At 41.3% G+C, this 19,167-nt stretch carries 15 protein-coding genes and 1 tRNA gene; 3 read left to right on the top strand and 13 right to left on the bottom strand.

Annotation, left to right across the window (positions count from 1 at the left end):
• Window position 1: 1 nt before the first annotated feature.
• From AC1U9Z_RS04575 to AC1U9Z_RS04545, 7 genes are all read right to left on the bottom strand, one after another.
• Window positions 2–2,020 carry a chemotaxis protein CheA gene (locus tag AC1U9Z_RS04575; RefSeq protein ID WP_333531978.1) on the bottom strand — a complete coding sequence of 673 codons (2,019 nt, stop codon included), beginning with the start codon at window positions 2,018–2,020 and terminating at the stop codon, window positions 2–4.
• A gap of 21 nt (window positions 2,021–2,041) precedes the next feature.
• Window positions 2,042–2,404: a response regulator gene (locus AC1U9Z_RS04570; protein ID WP_333531979.1), complete on the bottom strand. Its 363-nt coding sequence runs from the start codon at window positions 2,402–2,404 to the stop codon at window positions 2,042–2,044.
• Between the two features lie 163 nt (window positions 2,405–2,567).
• Window positions 2,568–2,783 (bottom strand): hypothetical protein, encoded by a 216-nt coding sequence (locus AC1U9Z_RS04565; protein ID WP_333531980.1) that lies wholly within the window; start codon window positions 2,781–2,783, stop codon window positions 2,568–2,570.
• Between the two features lie 150 nt (window positions 2,784–2,933).
• The gene (locus tag AC1U9Z_RS04560; RefSeq protein WP_333531981.1) at window positions 2,934–4,307 is read right to left on the bottom strand and encodes a sigma-54-dependent transcriptional regulator; all 1,374 of its coding nucleotides are present in this window, start codon (window positions 4,305–4,307) and stop codon (window positions 2,934–2,936) included.
• On the bottom strand, window positions 4,297–4,506 hold the full coding sequence (locus AC1U9Z_RS04555) for a hypothetical protein (RefSeq protein WP_333531982.1): 210 nt from the start codon (window positions 4,504–4,506) through the stop codon (window positions 4,297–4,299). The genes AC1U9Z_RS04560 and AC1U9Z_RS04555 overlap by 11 nt, the downstream gene beginning before the upstream one ends.
• Window positions 4,496–7,738, bottom strand: a complete 3,243-nt coding sequence (locus AC1U9Z_RS04550; protein WP_333531983.1) for a hybrid sensor histidine kinase/response regulator — start codon at window positions 7,736–7,738, stop codon at window positions 4,496–4,498. Before AC1U9Z_RS04550 ends, AC1U9Z_RS04555 begins: the two co-directional genes overlap by 11 nt.
• Window positions 7,739–7,911: 173 nt before the next feature.
• Window positions 7,912–8,382 carry a hypothetical protein gene (locus AC1U9Z_RS04545; RefSeq protein ID WP_333531984.1) on the bottom strand — a complete coding sequence of 157 codons (471 nt, stop codon included), beginning with the start codon at window positions 8,380–8,382 and terminating at the stop codon, window positions 7,912–7,914.
• Window positions 8,383–8,476: 94 nt separating this feature from the next.
• Between AC1U9Z_RS04545 and AC1U9Z_RS04540 the strand changes: the two genes are divergently transcribed.
• The 3 genes from AC1U9Z_RS04540 to AC1U9Z_RS04530 all read left to right on the top strand — a co-directional run bounded on the left by AC1U9Z_RS04540 (window position 8,477) and on the right by AC1U9Z_RS04530 (window position 13,409).
• Window positions 8,477–9,415, top strand: coding sequence for a magnesium transporter CorA family protein (locus tag AC1U9Z_RS04540; protein WP_333531985.1), 939 nt, complete (start codon window positions 8,477–8,479; stop codon window positions 9,413–9,415).
• 357 nt (window positions 9,416–9,772) lie between these two features.
• On the top strand, window positions 9,773–10,849 hold the full coding sequence (locus AC1U9Z_RS04535) for an ATP-binding protein (RefSeq protein ID WP_479955928.1): 1,077 nt from the start codon (window positions 9,773–9,775) through the stop codon (window positions 10,847–10,849).
• A 94-nt stretch (window positions 10,850–10,943) separates the two neighbouring features.
• The gene (locus AC1U9Z_RS04530) at window positions 10,944–13,409 is read left to right on the top strand and encodes a cyclic nucleotide-binding domain-containing protein (protein WP_333531987.1); all 2,466 of its coding nucleotides are present in this window, start codon (window positions 10,944–10,946) and stop codon (window positions 13,407–13,409) included.
• Here the strand turns inward: AC1U9Z_RS04530 and AC1U9Z_RS04525 are convergent.
• From AC1U9Z_RS04525 to AC1U9Z_RS04500, 6 genes are all read right to left on the bottom strand, one after another.
• The gene (locus tag AC1U9Z_RS04525; protein WP_333531988.1) at window positions 13,406–14,287 is read right to left on the bottom strand and encodes an alpha/beta fold hydrolase; all 882 of its coding nucleotides are present in this window, start codon (window positions 14,285–14,287) and stop codon (window positions 13,406–13,408) included. The two genes, AC1U9Z_RS04530 and AC1U9Z_RS04525, sit on opposite strands and share 4 nt — an antisense overlap.
• A gap of 195 nt (window positions 14,288–14,482) precedes the next feature.
• Window positions 14,483–15,331, bottom strand: a complete 849-nt coding sequence (locus AC1U9Z_RS04520) for a metallophosphoesterase (protein WP_333531989.1) — start codon at window positions 15,329–15,331, stop codon at window positions 14,483–14,485.
• A 371-nt stretch (window positions 15,332–15,702) separates the two neighbouring features.
• Entirely contained in the window at window positions 15,703–16,236 is a 534-nt protein-coding gene (locus tag AC1U9Z_RS04515) for a DUF2062 domain-containing protein (protein WP_333531990.1), read from the bottom strand.
• A 483-nt stretch (window positions 16,237–16,719) separates the two neighbouring features.
• Window positions 16,720–18,063 (bottom strand): hemolysin family protein, encoded by a 1,344-nt coding sequence (locus AC1U9Z_RS04510; protein ID WP_333531991.1) that lies wholly within the window; start codon window positions 18,061–18,063, stop codon window positions 16,720–16,722.
• A gap of 337 nt (window positions 18,064–18,400) precedes the next feature.
• Window positions 18,401–18,474: transfer RNA gene (locus tag AC1U9Z_RS04505), tRNA-Gly, on the bottom strand.
• A 192-nt stretch (window positions 18,475–18,666) separates the two neighbouring features.
• A complete protein-coding gene (locus AC1U9Z_RS04500) occupies window positions 18,667–19,155 on the bottom strand; it encodes a metallophosphoesterase (protein ID WP_333531992.1) in 489 nt (162 codons plus the stop codon).
• Between the last annotated feature and the right edge of the window lie 12 nt (window positions 19,156–19,167).

The following is a 19,167-nucleotide window of genomic DNA, read 5'->3' as shown; positions in this document are numbered from 1 at the left end:
GTTAGACACTTTTTCCACCTACCATCAATTGATTTGTTTTAACCAAGCCCCCTATATCCAAGATCAAACTCACACTGCCATCCCCTAAAAGGGTACAGCCTGCCAAACCCTTAATCTTTTTTATTCTTTTAATATAGGCGGGCAGTGCCTTCACTACCACCTGCTGCTCTCCCAGAAGTTCATCGGCAAAGATACAGCAGCCATGGGAGTCATTTTCAACCATGATCATGATACCTTCTGTAATGTTGGTGGCCTCGGTCTTTATCTTATACAACTGGTGCAGTCTTAAAATCGGGTAGCACTGCCCCCGCACCATGATCATTTCATTGCCATCAGGGTCTTGCAGCAGGTCGTTCTCTGTTGGTCGGAAGGATTCTTTGATACTTGTGGTGGGTATGGTAAAACGGGAGTTGGCAACCTTGATATTTATACCCTCTATAATTGCTAGTGTGAGTGGAAGTTTTAGGGTGATGGTTGATCCTTGTTCGTTTTTACTCGCTATGGCCACAGAACCGCCCACTGACTCAATGTTTTTGATGACCACGTCCATACCAACTCCTCGGCCGGAAAACTCCGTGACATTTTCCTTGGTTGAAAAACCAGGCCGAAATATTAGATGATATATTTCTTGATCAGACATTTCATTTAGGCTTTTGTTAACCAGTCCATTTGCCAAGGCCCTTTGCAAGATCTTTTCCTTATTTAAACCCTTGCCGTCGTCCTTCACGGTTATCACAACATCACTGCCTGCGTTTTTGGCCTCCAAGGTTACAGTTGCCTTCGGGGGCTTACCCTTGGCCTGTCTTTCAGCAGGGGTTTCTATGCCATGGTCTATGGCATTCCTTACCAGATGGATCAGGGGATCCGAAATGTGCTCAATGATGTTTTTATCCACTTCCGTTTCTTGACCAATTATCTTCAGTTCTACCTCTTTATCAAGTTTTTTACACATATCCCTTAGGATCCGATGCATCTTGTGGAAAGTAGCAGCGATGGGAACCATTCGGATGGACATAACCATATCTTGAATCTCGCTGGTTATTTTACCAAGTTGCCTAGCAGCCTTTTGAAAATGATGCAATCTTATATTTTTTAATTCCGGATGCTGGGTTACCATTGCTTCGGATATAACAAGCTCGCCAACTAAGTCCATCAGTTTGTCCAATTTGTCAACTTGAACACTGATAATGCTTTGCTGATGGGTTACGACAGGGGCTGGGTTTTGCAATATTTTGGGATGAGAAATTTCCTCCACCTGATCAAGTGCTGCCAATTCAAGGCTTTTTAAAAAAGGTGTTTGCATCAAGAAATCGTAAATATCTTCATGGGACAACTCTGTTTTGAATAGGATCTTAAAGCCATCCCGTCCTATTATTTCAGCACTGCTGTCACTATCCGTATCCTCAGGGGTATAACACATTTCTTGGGCGATATCATTCAGACTATGAATCACAGCATAGGCCCTCATGTGTTCCATCTCACAACCCTTTTCAAAGAAAATCACTGCTTGGTAGTGGTTATTCTTCTTTGCATCTATTTCTTTGCTCTGGGCTATGTCATTTTGCCGATCTTCGTTAGATTTTTGTGCATAAAAATTTTCAGCATCATTTTGCCCTTTCAAGTCACCAAGTAGTTCCTTAATCCCAGACAAAATAGTCGTTGGGTCCCCATCGGGACTATCGTTGTTTTTTATCTTTTGAATTTCTAATTTAATAAAGTCGGCACCCTCAAAAATTAGATCATATAAACTGCTGCAATCTATATTTTGGGGGTTATTTTCACGAATAAAAAAGAAAAGATCCTCCATTGAATGGGCAATTAAAGAGATGTTTTCATAAAACATCATGGAGGCTGAGCCTTTGACTGTATGCATAATTCTAAAGATATCATTAACAGCTGTTGGGCTGAAACAGCTATACTTTTCCGTACTTAGTATTAATTGCTCAAGCTGTTCTAAAAGTTTTGTGGTCTCAAAAACAAACAGCTCCACCATTGGTTCGTTTCCATAATTATCAGTCAAGACAATCGCCCCTTTGGCAGCTTAAGTAGCAAGAATTTTATTAAAAGCCTTAATTATAAATTCTTCCTTAAATGGTTTAACGATAAAACTTTTGGCACCGCTCAGGACAGCCTCCTTAACAAAGGATTCCTGCCCCATTGCCGACACCATTATTACCTTCGCCTGGGGATCATAGGCCTTAATGGCTTTAAGCGCATCAATGCCGGTCATTTCAGGCATGGTTATATCCATCGTTACCAGATCTGGTCTGCATTTCTTGTATTTTTCAACTCCCATTGCGCCATTTTCAGCCTCGTCAACTACCTCAAAACCATTTCTTTCAAGCATATTTCTTAGTGCCTTCCTCATAAACATAGCATCGTCTACAATCAGTATCTTTGCCATAGTTTTTTACCCCCTCTGCCAAACACGATGGTTGAAAAAATTCTTTAACCATGAATCAAATATTACGGTTTTTATACCTTAAACCTAGAGAGCACTCTTTTAGATTAACCGTCATGCTATTAATCCTTGCTATGATTGTTTTAAATCAACCAATGGAGCCAGCCTAACGTTTGGATATTACGCCCGGTGGAAAAAGGACTGCAATTGCTTGGTTAATCTTATACCCTTCTTTAATTAACTCCCGATACAGTCTCCCTTCCTCATTATCTTTTCCCTCGGCCAGTAATTGTAAATTCCCAATAATAACTGTCAAGGAATCATGAATTTGAGGTAGTTGTTGCATAATAATTGTTTCCTCTATCTTTTTATACTTTGTCATGCCCTCACCCCACAAAACTTATATGCATATTTTATGCCAATATTCACCAGCACCTTTGATTGAGGTTAATCAAGACTTTTTAATCAAAAAGAAAAAAGAAGGCTCCTTTTTTAAGGGCCTTCCATCGCATACTAATACACTTTTTATCAATTATTGTTTTATTTTGCGATATAATGTCGCTCTACTTAACCCGAGGGCTTCTGCGGCAAGGGATATGTTTCCGTTAAAATGCCTCATGGTCTTTTCGATATATTCTTTTTCAACCTCTGCCAGGGTCTTGGGTATAAACTCACCACTATTTGGGGGGATATGGGGTGATTCTTCAACCCTGCCAAGGGAGTCAGTCTGCTTATTATAACTTCCGAGCATTTCCTTCGGCAAATGCTTTAAATCAATTTTATTACTTACCTCCGTGAAAAGCACTTGTTGAATGATGTTATACAATTCCCTTAGGTTACCTGGCCAATGGTAGGATTGAAAAACCTCTAAAGCCAAATGGCTTAAAGAAATATTTTTATAATGATTGCCTGTAATTTTCTTGTAAAAATGTCTAACCAGATAAGGTATGTCTTCGGTTCTTTTTCTCAGGGGAGGTAATTCCAAGCGCGCCACATTTAAACGGTAGTAAAGGTCCTCCCGAAAATGATTGTTTCTTACCAGCCCTTCAATATTCCCGTTAGTTGCTGCAATAATTCTTACATCACAATGAATTAAATCCTCACCCCCCACCCGCATAAAATCACCCGTTTCTAAAACCCTGAGCAGTTTAACCTGAATGCCGGGGCTTGCTTCCGCCAGTTCGTCAAGAAGCAGAGTACCGCGATGAGCTAACTCAAAGATGCCTTTTTTGGTACTACTGGAACCAGTGAAAGCACCCTTTTCGTGGCCAAATAATTCACTTTCCAAAAGGTTTTCACTAAAGGCCCCACAATTGATTGGTATAAATACCTGATCCTTCCTGCCGCTTACATTGTGGATAAATCTGGCCAATAACTCCTTCCCTGTGCCAGTTTCTCCGGTAATTAAGACACTAACGTTCTTACTGGCCAGTTTATAGGCGGTCTTGATTAATTGCCTCATCTCATGCCCTTGGCCAACCACAAGGCCAGTTTGGTAGGCCAAATCTTCAATGAGATGAATTTGCTCATCTTTGTCCAGGTCAAAGACCACTGCGTCAGAGACAATTTGTCTAAGTTCATCAACTGAGCCAAAGGGTTTTTCCAGATAATCATAGGCACCCAGTTGAATTGAATGAACCGCCGTATTCAGTGTGCCATAGCCAGTCATAATGATACATTTGCAATTTGGTTGGCTTTTTTTAATTTTTTCTAACAGTTCCAGTCCTGATCCATCCGGTAACATTAAATCGATCAGGGCCAGGTTAAACTGTTTTTTTGCTAATTCCCCCAGGGCAGCTTTGATATCACCCGCCAGAACAACTTGGTAGGGACTCTGTTTAAGTATTTTCTTAAACAGGTTTTGTATGAGCTTTTCATCATCCACAATCAAAATATTAAGTTCCATTTACATCCACCGCCCTTGAGATAGTTTGACGGATGGTCCTAAGCACTTCTTCCATTTGTTTACAGGCATCTAATATTTCTGCCGCATCCTCCTGATTTTGCTGATCCAGCTTGATCAACTCAGCATTTCCCTGTATCACAGTAAGTAAATTATTCAATTTGTGTATATTCGTTTTTATTTCCTCAAATTTACTCTGCATGATGTGTAACCCCCTTGGTATCATCTAACAAAACACCTTGCAAAGCTTCTGCCATTTCCTCGATTCTGTAAGGTTTGGTAACAACCGCCTTAAAGCCATATTTTTTATAATTCGACATAATCGGGTCTGTGGAATAGCCACTGGAAACAATGGCATTAATTTCGGGGTCAAAATGAAGCAGGTGGTTTAACGTCTCTAAGCCACCCATCGCCCCCGGTATGGTTAAATCCATAATAACAGCGACAAAGGGACTGCCATTTTCTTTGGCAGCTTTGTATTTTTCGATGGCTTCCACCCCGTGATGTGCATAATCCACCTGGTAACCTAAGTATTTAAGCATTTTACCAGCCACGCTCAGCACTAATTTTTCGTCGTCCATGATCAGAATTTTGCCGCTAGGCACAGGGAAACCCATGGCGTCATTTTTTCTTTCTACTTGGCTAGTTGAAGCAGGTAAATAAATGGTAAAGGTAGTGCCCCTGGCTATTTCAGATGTAACTTCCATTAAACCGTTGTGCTGGTTTATAATCGAGTAGCTGATCGCTAGACCCAACCCCGTTCCATTTGGTTTGGTTGTAAAATAGGGATCAAATAGTTTCTCGTAGTCTTGCCTGGGTATGCCATACCCTTGATCTTGGATGGCAATTTTAATATAATCTCCACATTCCAGTATCCCCGGCGGCTTTTTAAAATGCTGCACATTTTCACAACTTATACGAATGGTACCACCCTTAGTCATGGCCTGCATGGCATTAATCACCAGATTGTTAATTACTTGGCTTATTTGCCCCTCATCTACTTCCACCGGCCAAAGGTTGTCAGGCATTGCATAGATGCAGGAAACCTTGGCACCTCTAAGGACAAAGTCTGCGGTCTCCTTGACTATTTCTTTGATCGAAGCACTTTTTTTGATGGGCGCACCACCCTTGGCAAAGGTTAATAACTGTTGGGTTAACCCCTTAGCCCGCCAGGTGGCCTGTTCAAATTCATATAGTATTTGGCTTATTTCACTGTTCGATTTGCCATAGGCTTTGAGCAGGGATACATTGCCAATGATAGAGGTTAGAATATTATTAAAGTCGTGGGCAATGCCACCTGCCAGTATACCCAGGGACTCCAGCTTATTGGCCTTGAGCAGTTCTTCTCTCATTTTACGTTCTTCTGTAATATCATGAAAAACCAGCACTACCCCTATCATTTCGCTATTCCGGTCAGTTATCGGTGTGCCGCAGTCCGTTATTACCCTTTCCGCGCCATCCCTGGCCATCAGAATGTGGCTATCCGAGTTGGTTGAATTGCTCATCAGCAATACCTTTTCCACTGGGTCCGGGCATACCTCCCTGGTTCTTTCGTCAATTATTCGATAAACTTGTCCCAGCGGCCTCCCAATGGCTTCCCTTTGCGGCCAACCGGTAAGTTTCTCCGCAACCTTATTTATTAAAACGATTCTACCTTCGATATTGGTGGTAATAACCCCTTCGCCGATTGACCTCAGCGTCACTGCTAACCTTTCCTTTTCCCTGGCTAAGGCCTCTTCCGCAAGCTTATGCTTCGTGATGTCCCTGATAATTACAACAAGATTACGCTGGCGGCCAATTGTAACACCCCGTGAATTTATTTCTGCCGGAAAGACACTGCCATCCTTGCGGCGGTGCATGGTTGCAAATCTTATGCCCTTTTTGTCAGCCTGTTCAATGTGTTTATCTGCCGTTGCTGCATCGTTATCTGCCCTCAGTTGATGGAGTGTTTTAGCCAGCAGTTCTTCCCTGGTATAGCCATAGTTTTCAACAGCGGCACGATTAGCATCTAAGATCTGCCCACCCGGTACCTGGGCAAAAATTATATTGTCCCGGGCATTTTCAAACATGGTCTGGTATTTTTTTAAAATTTCCTCCGCTTGCTTACGTTCTGTAATATCACGAATAATACTAAATAAAAAAGTTTCACCGTTGATTACCACTCCGTGTGAACTTACCTCCACTGTTAATGTAGACCCGTCTTTGCGCCGATGCATGGCCTCAAAGACCACTCCCTGCTGTTGAGCCTCTTTTAACTGTCCCACAACAACATCCCTTGATTCCACTCGCAGTTCAAATATTGATTTTGCGATGATTTCCTGCTTGGTGTAACCATAGGTTTTAAGGGCCGTAGGGTTGGCGTCGATTATTTTGCCATCACCGTGTTTTACCACCAGAATATTGTCATTGGCGTTATCAAAGAGGAATTGGTACCTTTTGAGGGCTTGTTCCGCCTGCTTGCGATCGGTTATGTCATGTATAATAACTGTGAGAAAAACGACCCCTCCTTGTTGCCAAGCAGACAAAGAAATTTCCAGTGGGATTCTTCTGCCGTCTTTATGCACGCCAACCATCTCCACGGTTTTTTTCCCATCGGGAGCAGCCTCATTTTGCCAAACAACATGGGATAGTATTTTTTGGTATGCCGGAAAATCTTGTTCCGGCAGGAGAACATCCAACGCTTCTCCTATTATTTCTTCCTTTTGATAACCAAAGAGACAAGCGGCAGACTTATTCCAAAAAATTATTTTACCCTCCGGGTTAACTGAAATGATTGCGGCAGTTGCGGCCTGGGCCACTAACCGGAAACGTTTTTCATTTGCTGTCAACTGATTCTTGATCCTTTGATAAATCAGCATTAGCAATGCCACAGAGATTAATAACCTTAATCCTGACCCAATCAAATAACCCCAATTAGTAAACCACGACAGCGGGTAAAGAAAGGGGAAATCCCAGTGATGAAATCCAAGTAATATAAAGGTCGTAACAATTACTTTTATCTCCAGACCCTTTAACTCATCAAACTGACTTAATAACCAGCCGGTCCAGATAAACATCGAGCCGGTTAACAGCATGGTGGGAAGGGAAATGGCAAATTGACTTTGACCGGTTAGCAGACCCACAGAAATCAAAAAAACACATAGAAAGCTAACATGCAACCAGCAGTTATTAAATTTTTTTCCGGTAAAGCGATAGGCACCCAGTAATAGAAATAAGCCACTGAAAAGGGTGGCCAGTTGATATATTGCCGACAATAGTATAGCAGCAGATGAATAAATCACAAAAAATTCAATGGCGATTCTTAGAAGATACATGCACCAACTGATCGTCCACAGTTTGATAAACTCTTCTCGCTCCTGTATGTAAAGGTAGATGTACACGAAAACTAATACGAGGGAGGCTAGGGTAGTTGCTATTAAAAGGGGATTAACCAACAAAATTACCCCCCAATTTTATTTAATTTTGGAAAATATATACCTCTATAGGCATTTTATTCCTATAACTATATTATCAGATTTTTTAGAAAAAGGAAAACGCCCCCTTGTCAGGTATTTCCTTCTGCCGCGGCATAAAAAGAGTGCCTACCTGTGGTAAACACTCCTTTTCTTTAGATACTGTTTTCCTCAATTTCCTCCAACAACTGCTCGACGGTGGTTGGCAGTTTTAATCGTTCTATGACCCTTTGCCAAGTTTCCGGCTGACAGTCCCCTTTTAGCCAGGGATATTCCTGGTGCACCTGATAACCATATTCCATGACCGCATCTTCCTCTGGCAGAAAATAAATATCTTCCTGATTGTCCTTAATTAAGCCTGCCACCGTTCCTAAGCAGATATCTAAAATGAAGGGTACCCCATCCAAATACATTTCAATCCATTGGTGAGGATACTCTTGATCTTGCAAATGAATCGTACCGCCTTGAATAAACACATCATAATCCTTCATTAAGAGTAACCCATACAGCATGGAGCATGCCTTACGGGCGAAAACCCCTTCACCCGTCTGTTCCTCACCCAGCACATTTTTCACAGCGGCTGCGGTATCCAAAATTTGTTTTACTTGATCCAATTGACAAAACATTTTTTCTCTCCTTTATATAAAAAGTACAATTTTTATTCAAAAAGGTTTCCCCGGGCATAATAGGGGAGGTAAAATCTTATCGGGGGATATTTACATGCTAAAAACATATATGTCTAGACCGGATGGTACATTGGAAGAAACGAAAGCCATCGAAGCTGGCACCTGGATTAGTCTGGTAAATCCGCAGGAGGAAGAAATTGCCCAGGTTCTCACACTGTTAAACATAGAACATGAATTCATCTCGGACGCTCTGGATGAAGCAGAAACACCCAGAATTGAGCGGGAAGATCACTATATCTGGATCATCGTAGATATCCCGGTGGAGGTACGGCAACAAAACAATTCCCTCTTATATGATACCATTCCCCTTACCATTATTGTAACGAATAATTATTTTGTTACCATTACATTAAGAGAAAATAAAATCATCGAAGAGTTTGCCCAAAAAAGAGTCAAGGATCTCTACACCTTTAAGAAAACTCGGTTTGTCTTGCAAATACTTTATGTTATTGCTACCTATTACTTAAAATATTTGCGACAGATTAACCAAAAAACCAATCGGATTGAGGAAGAACTCCATCAGTCCATGCGTAATGAGGGACTTTATTCCCTTTTAAGTCTTAGTAAAAGCTTAGTGTATTTTACGGCTTCTTTAAAAGCCAATGAAGCGGTTATGGAGAAGATGTTAAGGAACAACTACTTAAAAATGTATGAGGATGATCAAGAGATTTTGGAAGATGCCATCATAGAAAACAAACAAGCTATTGAGATGGCCCATATTTATAGTAATGTCTTAAGCGGTATGATGGATGCCTTTGCATCTGTGATTTCCAACAATGTTAACATTGTCATGAAATTTTTAACTTCCATTACAATTATCCTAGCTGTTCCCACCATGATCGCCAGCTTTTACGGCATGAACGTAGACCTGCCCTTGCAGGATGCTCCCTATGCCTTTATCACCGTTATGCTTTTTTGCTTAACCCTCTCACTAATCATCGCACTGATCTTTGCCAGAAAGAAATATTTATAAAAACTAAATTAAATCAAGCGAATTAATGGCAAGGGACGTTTCGTTTGGGCTATCGCTTAGCGCCAAATGAAACGTCCCTTTTACGCTGATGTCGATAATAAATAGATTTTGTTGGAAATATTCTCTTGTAATATAATAAAAAAACTATAAAAATAGGTTTAGTTATTACTCCCCAGATCGTTCCAACTTACTTTATTATTATTTGGCAAACTCTTCATTGCTTAGAGGTGCTCAATTGTGTTTAACCTTTTAATTTTTATAATATGCACATCCATATTATGCCTTTTATTTGCCTGCTATTTTTCCTTTAGGCTAATTAAAGTCACAAAATCACGTACAGCCTGGCTTTTAATTTCCATGTCTATATTCGTTCAAATTATTCGGCGTTCGGTTACTTTAATCTCTGTTCTAACCAACCAATTTCCATTATATCCCTCTCACCTCTATGCCGAAATAATCGCTTTAATCGTTTCTTTATTACTGCTATTCGGCACTGCAAAAATTGCTCCCTTATTCCTTTCCATCCGCAACTCTGAGGAATCTTTAAGGGTGGCAAAAAACGCTTTGCTTAAAGCCCACAATGAATTAGAAAAAAAGGTGGCAGAAAGGACTTTAGAATTAAATAAGGTCAATGAGCAATTACGCAATGAAATTATTGAGCATAAGAAATCGGAAGAAAACCTAAGGAAATCCCTGCAAGAATTAAAACAAACCCAAGACGCATTAATAATTAAGGATAGACAAGCAGTTATTGGTCAAATGGCTGCGAGTATGGCCCATGAGGTAAAAAACCCCCTCACTGCCGTAAGAGGGTTTGCCCAAATTTTAGAGGAAAAATCCTCTCCCGACAACATTTTAAACCAATATGCCCATATCATCATTGGAGAAGTCGATTCTGCCAATTCAGTAATTAATGACTTCCTTCGATTATCCCGACCAAGTCATCCTCTACTTGAACACCATTCATTAAGTACATTGGTTAAGGGCATCGCAACCTTGGTTAAGCCCCAGGCCCTTCTAAAGAACATCCAAATTGAATGCCAAAGCTTAAAGATACCAGCAAGCTGTTTTATTGATGGGAAACAAATAAAACAAGTATTATTAAACATCTGCCAAAATGCAATTGAGGCAATGTCAAACGGGGGGTATTTGTTTATAACGGTTGCTTATGAAAACGAACAATTTTGTATAACCGTATCCGATACCGGTTCCGGTATGTCAGAAGAAACAATAGAAAATATTTTCGTGCCTTTCTTCACCACAAAAACCAATGGCACAGGACTTGGTATGTTTATTTGCCAATCCATTATAGAAGCCCATAGGGGTAAGATTCAAGTGCTAAGTACAGAAGGAATCGGCACACATTGTATAATTTATCTCCCCCACTATACATCTGCGGCAAAGGAACATTGCGAGACCTCTGCCAGTGCCTAATGATTAAAAATTCCACAAAATCGTATTGTCCGAATTGTCAAAATATATTATGCTACTACCAACTAGTTATAGATAAGAATAATTGGGTGATAATATGGCATGGCAAACCCCTGAGGATTTGATTTATAAAACCTTGCATGACCTTAACCTGTTCAAAGGGATTCCCTCTGAGCATTTACATGCTATTAGTAAAGATTGCACATTAAAGACCCTACGGGTCCAAGATCCCATTATTTATCAGTTGGAAGTATTAAGGAATTTTTTCATCGTTAGTTCCGGCGAATTAGAGGTTTATACGACGGATGAAAACGGTGAAAAAGTAATCCTGGATCGGCTTTTATCCGGGGACTATTATGGTGATATTTGTTTACTTACCGGGGAGCCATCCCCTGTAAACATAAGTGCAGTTCGAAAAAGTCAGGTTATTATCTTCGATGATAATGCCTTCCAGAGACTTATTCATTTACTACCTAATCTTAGCAACCGAATTATTAAAACCCTATCCAGTCAACTTCAAAAGGTAAATCTTGAAAATACAGCAGCCAAAGATAAACAACTGGCCTTGGCTACCTTTATGCTGGAATCTAGGAGTTACTTAAACCGTTTGGTCGGGCAAAGTAAATTTTCCAAGGTACTGCGGCATAAAATGGACGATTTAGCTAAACACAGTGAACCCTTACTGTTAACCGGGGAAAAGGGTACAGGCAAACTTTTAATCGCAAATTTGATCCATAGACAAAGTAAAAGAAAGGAATTACCCTTTATTGTTGTGGATTGTGAGGAACTGTCACAGGATGAGGAAGGTAACAAGCTACTGGGTCCTTTGTCCAAAACCAGTACCCCACTCGATCAATTTAGCTACCTTGACCTGGCCCAGCGTGGCACCCTTTACCTCAATGACATTGAGCTGTTGCCCAGGGGGGCCTTGCTCAGATTGCTGGAATATGTCAACCGCTCCAGGGAAGTCAGAATTATTATGGCCTCCCTGCTTAACAACCCTAGTCAATATATAGAAAAAAGATTTCCTGGCGTTACCTGTTATCCACTATTTCGGAATGGTCTATACCTAGAGCCTCTGCGTAATAGAAAAAAAGACATCCCTGAATTACTAAAGCATTTTGTAGAACTTAAATGTACAAAGCACAATAAAGAAATAATGGAGTTGGCCCCAGATGCCGTTGAAAAGCTGCTCTCCCACGATTACCAACAATCCAATATTCAGGAACTAGAAGAAATCATCGACCGCGCAGTAATATTGACCGAGGGCAAGGTCATCGAAGCAGATAGCATCATTCTAGGGGAGGTCACCCGCAGCCTCACCGGCTATAACCTCCTCAATTGGCAATTTTTCAAGGAACTTATCCAACAACAAAAATGGCCCCAAAGGGCACAACTGCTGGTAACCATAATTTTTCTTAGTATCCTTTTATTTAGTTATATCGGAGGAAATGATAATCCCTTCATTAGCCTTTTAACCTGGAAGGTTATGGGGCCAGCCATTATTATTGCTTGCCTTGTGCTAGCCAGGACAGCCTGTTCAATATGCCCCTTTTCTCAGTTGGCTTCAATAGCACAGCATCTAAAATGTTTTGAAAAACACTTCCCTGCTTTTTTAACCCGTTACTATTACATCACGATTGGTTTCTTATTCAGTTTAATCTTATGGTATGAAGAATATTTCGTCATTAAAGACTCCACCTACCTAACTAGCTTGTTACTCATAGCCATCTCTTTAGCCGCCATCACCTGTGGTTTATTATTTAAGGGTCACGTATGGTGCCGTTACATGTGCCCCCTAGGGGCGATTTTTGCTGTAAGTTCTACCCTTTCAGTGGTCGAACTGCGAACTAAAACAGACATTTGTCAAAACCAATGCATGTCTTTTAATTGCTATAAAGGCAACAGTCGTTCAGGCTGCCCCATGCTGCTGCATGCCATGTATATTGACAGCAATATTAACTGCAAGCTCTGTTTCAAATGTGTAACCAACTGTCCTAACGATTCCATTAAATTTAGTCTAAGGCCACCGGGTCGGGAAATTTTTATGCTTTCCAATGTCCACGGGGGTTTTGCGGTTTTGGTGATTTTCTTCGCCTTTATGCTGATCCCACCATTAACCATGGAAAGTATCAAAGCTCATTATCCTTTCCAATGGAAACTGTTGTTTAACCTTTTTTACTGGTTGTTATTTACCTTATTACTGGTGATTGTCGTTGCTTATGTAAAAAAGCACTTATCAAGCAAATATTTTACTCCTTACCTGCGATTGTCCCTGGGTTTTACACCATTAATTGCCGCAGCTAATATCTCCTACCAGTTAGGGTCTAAATTCGATGAATTGAAGGTAATTTCCCTGCAGTTAGTATATGGTATTGGCAAACAGCAACTTTTTACTACCAATGCCTGCAGCTTTCTTCAGACCTTTCTTATGCTTTTCGGGCTACTATGGACATTGTATTGCCTATTCCGGATTCTGCCTCAAATAAGGCATAAAGGTGTTACGATTACAGCCGTCGCCAGTGCCCTGGGCTACTTTGCTCTCTTAATGTATTTTCTTTAGTCCGTTAAAAATTCTTTTATTTTTTCAAGAATGGCTGTGGGCTGTTCCTCCATTAGAAAATGCCCTGCACCTGGCAGCCGCAGAGTTGGCCGATGGTTTGGCAATAAGCGTTCCAGGTCTTTAATCAGCTTTGGCGAAAAGGCGGGGTCCTTCATACCCCAGATAATCTGGGTGGGTACCTGCCAGCCTTTTAGCCTTTGGCCGGTTTTAAGGAGCATGTGATATACCGGGTCCGATTTAAGAATCGGTATTTGCCTTACTGTGCTAAGTTGTGCCACACGGTCCGCTTTACACCGATAGGGTAATCGAAAACCCCGTCGGGCCTCCCGGGTAAATACTCGCTGGTCGGCAAAGGCTAAGGGCATGACCATCCTCTGGAGGATATTAAAGCCCTGTACCAGCAGTTCCCCTACCCCAGGTATTCGTAAAGGCCAAAGTACCAGATAAGACCAAGGGGGTAAATATCGATTGTCATACCAAACAGCTGGTACCGAACCACTGGTATTTAATATGACGAGACGTTTAACCAAGTGTTTGTGTTCTGCCGCCCAAGAAAGGCCAATAATTCCGCCAATATCATGGATTATCAGGGTAATCTCCGCCAGTTCCAGCCTCTCGATAAAAATGGTTAACCGTTTTAATTGGGCCTGCAGGCTATAATCTGCCCCCACAGGCTTATCGGACCAGCCAAATCCCAGAAAATCCGGCGCTATGCAACGGTAATCCAAGCTTAATTCGGGTATGAAATGCCTGTACAGGTAACACCAAGTGGGATTACCGTGCAGCATTAGCAGTACCTCACCATTCCCTTCATCCAAATAATGAATGTTATTGCCTTCTATTTCAATAAACTTCGAGTTAAATTTAAAATCTCCCATTTGTACCGACTCCCCCGTTAACCAATACATCCCCAACATTATTGTAACGGAAATCAATTTGTAACCATACCCCTAAGGGAAAACAACACTAGCTTTCTGTCCCATATAACACTGGGTATGCTGACCTGGGTTTTTTATAAATATAGCCCGGCCGATTTTTAATCTGCCAGGCTATATTTAGATTGCATCATTCTTTTAGAGACTTGCGTTTTTCCTAAAGGCGATTTTAATGTCTACAATTTCTGACTGGGTACCGATGCGTACAGGCGGTCCCCAGGTACCATAGCCAGACGAAACGATAACTTGCAACGTATCCATCGCCAGGTAACCATAATCCACGGCATAAACCCTCTTCGTAATGAGTTGGTTTGGAAAAAATTGCCCCCTGTGAGTATGGCCAGAGAGTTGCAAATCAACTCCATTTTCCCTTGCTTCATCGAAGGCCACCGGTTGGTGATCCAGCAATATGATGGGTTTCTCCTTATTTACATGCTGTAAAATGTCTTGCAAATTCTTTCTTTTTCTGGAAACATCCTCACGACCAACGATATAAATTCCTGCCGCCTCAACAACCTCATCCCTCAGTATCGTTATATTGGCATCTTTAAAGATAGCCAAACTTTCATCTAGATTACCAGTGTAGTATTCATGATTACCCAAAACTCCGTATACCCCATATTTTGCATGGATCCCCTTTAAGGTCTCTTGCTCCCTTTTTAGAGAGTTAATATCCCTGTCATCGAAAATATCCCCCGCTAAAACTACTATATCCGGGTTTAAAGCATTAATATCTTCAACCATTTTAGCCACAAAGCCTTGGCTCTTTTGTTTATCAATATGGATATCCGATAGCAAGACGATTCGTAGGTCATTTGCCTGCTTGGGTATCGTAATATCATAGTGCTCGGCCTTTATATTTTTAGCCTGAAAAGATCCATAGAAAATAGCCAAAAAGATTAATAAGTAGCAGCCAAGGATAAAGGGTTTATGTTTAATAAAAAGACCAAGTACTGCCACAAAGGTAGCAAAATAGAAAAAGACCATCCAATAATTGCCTATCTTTTCAAAGACGCTTATGGCACTGAAACGTCCCAACAGGGGGAAAGGGCTATTAAAATAAAGATTGGCCAATAAACCAATTTATTTATTTTCAATAAATCATAAAGTTGTCTCCCAATTAGAAAGTTCGAGACAGAGTATATAATTAAAATAATTGAAAACCAAATTCTCATGGCAAACCCCTTTAGTGTTGTAATATAATCTCTCGGTGCAAATTAGTCCTCATCGTTTCATGGGTTTAACTATATCGTATGATAAACATACCGTCAAATGGGTGGTTTTTCCGTACAGCATATAAGGTCAAAATGCCCGAGGTTCTAAACCCCAGGCACTTCTCATGTACTCATACCAACCCATTACTTAAGATTCTTCCAATTGCTTATTCTGAACATAGAAGCGTCCTTCTCTTTTATATGCCTTCTAACCTTCCATAAACCAATTTTCTTGACAAAAAGGGGAAAAGCTTTTTTATAAAAGTAAAGGAAAATGAAATATGATAAAAATGCCGCCAGCGTAGCATTAATGGCACTGCCTAGCAAATAGGCTGGGCCTGCCTGGGCAAAGAAATTAGCAATCTTCTCCCAAAAGGAAAGGTCATAGACAAACTCCTGCGGTGGTTTTTCGCCGGAGTGGATAAACAAAGCACCTGTTTTGTAATTAAAATAGTATAAAAAGGGAGAAACATAGGTTAAAAGTACAGCTGGTATCGTTGTGGCCACCACGTTGAGTCTAAACAACTTCGCTAGAATTACACCTACTGCCAAATTCAAACCCGGCAAGGGCAGCAGGGCTAAGAAAAAACCCAAAGAAATGCTTTTTGCCAGTTTATATGGGCAGTCACGAATACTAATGAGCTTGAAAAACCTTTCCTTATACTTCTTGAATATCACTAGCTCCCCCTCATTCTGCAAAATAAGAACCCTACACATCTCATGGCCTAATACCAGGCGGCCTTCGCTGTGCCTACTCCAAATGATCCAAAATTTTAAACATAGGTACCCTCACACGCTCCTTCAATTTAAAAGGCTCTGCCTCACTAAAGTATATCATTAAGGACTGCATAAGGGCTGTATTTTGCAGAAAACCTTTGCCGACTGGCCATGCTGCTGACCTAATTAGTGATAAGTGGCTGAGGGGAATGAATGGTTGCTTCCGTTTCTTAAATTGTTCCTTGATAAATTGGATCTTCACTTCAACATCTATTATACAAAATTACCACGAAAGTGTACAGTTCTGCGTTATAGTGCATTTTGTGTAAAAGCCCCTTTTTAGGTGCCTTGTAAGCTATATTAAAAATATGCATTGACCTTGGTGGTGAAAAAGTAATCAAAAAGGGAGGGCCTATTCATCAAGAACAGGCTCTCCTTTGGTATCTATGAAGCAACATTGCTATCTTCCCGCAAATTGCTATTTAAAATATTTAAGCGTATGCGGTGAATGCGCAGGCCTTGCATCTCCACAACTTCTAGTTTGTGTTCGGGCAATTCCACCACATCACCTACCTTCGGCCGCTTACCCAATCTGCCAAAGACAAAGCCACCCAAGGTATCATATTCTTCCTCTTCATCCACGGGTAACTTGAATAATTCCGTGGCTTCTTCTAGTAATATACGGCCATTCACCATAAACGTACCCTCTTCAATAGGGGCAACCTGTGGTTGTTCTTGATCAAATTCGTCCTGGATATCGCCCACCAGTTCTTCAAGCACGTTTTCCATTGTAATGATTCCACTGGTGCCGCCATACTCATCCACTACGAGGGCCATTTGTTGATGATTTTGTTGAAATTCTCTAAGCAACCGATCCAGCGAAACGCCTTCGGGTACCATCATAATAGGCCGTTTTACTTTGTCGATGCTCGTTCCTGGTGCCAACCTAAATAAATCTTTAATATGCACTAGGCCAACCACATGGTCGCTATCCCCATCCATCAAAGGATAGCGTGTATGCTCGGTTTGACGAGCTAAGGCCAGGTTTTCCTCCAGATTTTTTTTGCAATCCAAGAAGACAACCTCTGGACGGGGGACGATTACTTCCCTGGCCACTCTATTTTCGAATTCAAAAACATTCTGGAGTAAGCGCCATTCATTTTTATCCAAATGCCCACCTTTGTAACTTTCGGAGACCAACATCTGCAATTCTTCTTCACTGTGACTTTCTTCATGCTCACTGGCTGGTTGCACCCCCATTCGGCGAAGGATCCAGTTGGCAGTGCCATTAAAAATCACAATGCCGGGGTAGAAGATGACATAAAATAGACGCATCGGCCCAGCTAACCATAGTGTTACACTCTCCGCCTTTTGAATGGCCAGTGATTTTGGTACCAACTCCCCAAAAACCACATGCATAAAGGTCACCAAAGCAAAGGCAATGATGAAGGAAATGGTGTGGACCGCTGCAACGGAGGTTACTCCTATGAAATGCAGTACCGGCTCTAAAAATTTGGCTACCAACGGCTCTCCCAGCCACCCTAGACCCAAGCTTGACAGGGTAATTCCCAGTTGGCAAACCGATAGGTAAGCATCGATGTTGTTGACACAGATTTGGGCGCTCTTGGCCTGACGATTTCCTTCAGCCACCAGTTGGGCCAGTCGAGTGTGCCTAACTTTCACAAAGGAAAACTCTGCAGCCACAAAAACACCGTTGAGAAAGACTAAAAACAATGCCAACAGGACCTGTAATGCCAAAAGCATACTGAATGACGTGTCGTCACCCATGGTAATGGGATCACTCTCCTTTATAAAATTTAAAGCGAAGTTTTCTCGCTAACTAATAATTATTCTAACAAATTTCAGATTATTAACAAAACCAGAGAAAAGTTACTAAACTACCGTCTGAGGGAGTCGGGTGGTAATTTAATATTTTATTCGCTAAAGGGTTTCTTTTTCTCTGTCAATCGTCTGCTTACTACGCTTTCCTAGTCATAAAGACCGATCATACAGAGTTATCAATCGTTGCGACAAGCTAAGAGCCTTTAAATGTTCTAAAAAAAAACCAAACCATAACTTGTCCAAAACGGACAAATTATGGTTAAGCTCCAAAAAAGTCATCTTATGGAGCGGGTGATGGGAATCGAACCCACGTAATCGGCTTGGAAGGCCGACGCTCTACCATTGAGCTACACCCGCATTACTTAATTGCATTTGCTTGTTCACCGGAACGAATATTATTATATCAAATCCACAGCGATTGTCAATATTTCTTTTTCGACCCACCGACAAATAAAACGGAGGGCACAGGAGCACAGGGGGACGGTTCTTTTGTGTTGTTCTAGACCAACACAAAAGAACCGTCCCCCTGTGCTCCAAAACAGTTTATTTTTATGGGAAAAAGTAGTCGATAAAGAAAATCTCTATATCAATTTCTTCATCCTGTATATCGATGAGTCCAACCGAGGGCCTTTTGCGTCCCCTTGGCTGTACTGGACTTCCTGGGTTCATAATAACAATGTCATCGACCACTCGGAAATCGGAAACATGGGTATGCCCATAAATGGCCACCTTTGCCCCTAATTCCTTGGCCCTTTTGATTATGGTGTCGGTGCCATATTTTACGCCATGACGGTGACCGTGGGTTATAAAAATTTTCAGGCCATCTACAATTAAAATATCCTCCAGTGGACCATCTCCTGCGTAATCACAGTTGCCCCGCACACCTCTGGCGGGTATTTCCAGGGTATAGGCCAGCTTATCACAATCCCGGTAATGGTCACCGGCGTGCAGGATTAGGTCCACGTCACCAATATATTGGGTGATGTTATAAATAACATCCAGTTGTCCATGGGTATCCGATACAACCAAAATTCGCAAAACTTAGCCCTC

Source organism: Desulfotomaculum sp. (assembly GCF_982386235.1).
This window is presented reverse-complemented; position numbering and strand designations above follow the sequence as displayed.